2 protein-coding genes are annotated in these 1,311 nt (G+C 68.2%); one reads left to right on the top strand and one right to left on the bottom strand.

The window, feature by feature from the left end:
• Positions 1–542: endo-1,4-beta-xylanase (locus tag ABZ641_RS37855; protein ID WP_359989151.1), on the bottom strand; the 542-nt coding region annotated here is incomplete at its 3' end.
• A gap of 405 nt (positions 543–947) precedes the next feature.
• On the opposite strand from ABZ641_RS37855, the gene ABZ641_RS37850 reads away from it, so the two are divergent.
• Positions 948–1,160 (top strand): hypothetical protein, encoded by a 213-nt coding sequence (locus ABZ641_RS37850; protein WP_359989149.1) that lies wholly within the window; start codon positions 948–950, stop codon positions 1,158–1,160.
• The last annotated feature ends 151 nt before the right edge of the window (positions 1,161–1,311 follow it).

The following is a 1,311-nucleotide window of genomic DNA, read 5'->3' as shown; positions in this document are numbered from 1 at the left end:
GCACTCCGGGCGGTACGGAAGGCCTCCTCGATGAAGCCGTTGCCCAGCACGTCCTGGAACACCGAGCTGCGGTGCCGGCCGCTGCCGCCGTCGGCGAAGGCCTCGTTGACCACGTCCCAGGAGTAGATCTTGCCCTTGTAGTGGGTCATCTCCTGGGTGATGTGGTTGTTCATCACACTGCGCAGGGTGTTGGCGTCGTTGATGGAGCCGACCCAGTTGGGCAGTTGGGAGTGCCATACCAGTGTGTGGCCGCGCATCTTCTGGCCGTGTGCGGCGGCGTGGTTGACGATCGAGCCGGCGGGGGCGAAGTCGAACGACCCGCGGGAGGGCTCGGTGGCGTCCCACTTCATCTCGTTCTCCGGGGTGACCATGGTGAATTCCCGGTCGAGAACGGTGGAGTACGTCGAGTCGCCGAGCCTGCCCGCGGCCACCGCCGTGCCGAAGTAGCGGCCGCTGCCGGCCGCTGCCCCACCCAGCGTGTTCGCCCCGGCGGCATGAGCCGCGGGGGCCGCGGTGACGGCCGCGGCCGAGCTGACGACCATGTATGCGGTGGCCGTCAGGAGCTTGCCCAGACGGGGTTTCTTGTTGAGCCGCGGCATGACGGATCGTTCTCCTTGTGGGTGGGGTAAGCCTGCGACACCGGTCGGGGACCGGCGCCACGTCCTGACGGTTGTGCGAGCGCGTACTCGGTTGTGCCTTCCTGCCGGGTTGTTGCGGGTGGTGTCCGGCACGTGGTCACTGGCCCCGCCCACGAGCGGTGCTGTCGGTTGACGCGCGGCTCACCCGGCTGTGGGGTCGGCCGACGGGAGGGAGCGGACCCGCCTTTCGGCGCTTATGTTAACGCTAACAATTTTTGGCGGACAGCCGCCCGCGTTGTCATGTTCAGGTAAATCTCTGGCAGATGGTGCGCGTTGTCAATACTTTGCGCGGCGGTGGACCGTCGGCTCGTGCTGCAGGAGATCGTCGGTCAGGTGGTGCTGCCGGTATCGCCGCCGTTCAGGGGCATTGAGGCTGCACCGATGCCTTCGATCCGGAACGAGGAGGGGTGTCCGCCGTCGGTGCCGGGCGGGATCGCGGCGGCCGCGAGGGCCGGCACGTGGACGTGCGAGGCCTTGCTGGCCGGCCGCCATGGGCGGCCGGCCCTGTGGATCTCGGGGTGAGGAAAGTTCACGCTGGTGATCCGTCCTGCCGGCGAGTGGGGGGTGGGGTGCTGTCCTGTGCCGCCGCTGATCGCGAATGGTCGGTCGGACGGCGCCGCTCGACGGTGCCACCGACTTGTCGTCAACATCGCTGTGCACGAGGCCGATCGGC

Source organism: Kitasatospora sp. NPDC007106, assembly GCF_040634455.1.
Classification (GTDB): Bacteria; Actinomycetota; Actinomycetes; order Streptomycetales; family Streptomycetaceae; genus Kitasatospora; species Kitasatospora arboriphila.
This window is presented reverse-complemented; position numbering and strand designations above follow the sequence as displayed.